Origin of the sequence: Mesorhizobium sp. M5C.F.Ca.ET.164.01.1.1, from assembly GCF_004792125.1 — a bacterium.
GTDB classification, from domain to species: domain Bacteria; phylum Pseudomonadota; class Alphaproteobacteria; order Rhizobiales; family Rhizobiaceae; genus Mesorhizobium; species Mesorhizobium wenxiniae.
In genome coordinates, this window is record NZ_SRTG01000368.1 from 1 (window position 1) to 322 (window position 322).

Here is a 322-nt window from a genome sequence, read left to right on the forward strand (position 1 = left end):
GTTAGGACTTCGACGTAATCGGAATAAGCCACGAGGAAGTTTGCCGCCGGCCTGACGCTGCCGTGCGGCGCATAGAGCACCGTCCTAGCCACTTGTTCGGCCTCGAGTTCTGTTCCTGACAAATCGTAAGTTCTCGTCCAGATGTTACCGATTCCGGTCGCGCGCGTCGTTCCTTGTATCTCGACAACGTCTGTTTGGCCGGCCTCTGCAAGGGCTGCTCGCATGGCGCCATCGTACCAGCTGTCGATGATGACAGACAGTTGAAGGGTTGCGAGCCAGGCGTGAAGAACGGTCGGCTCGGCGGGGGCTGCGAATATCTCCG

At 59.0% G+C, this 322-nt stretch carries 1 pseudogene; it reads right to left on the reverse strand.

The features are described from left to right. Nucleotides 1–322, reverse strand: a pseudogene (locus tag EN807_RS33845) (SIR2 family protein); the annotation flags it as partial.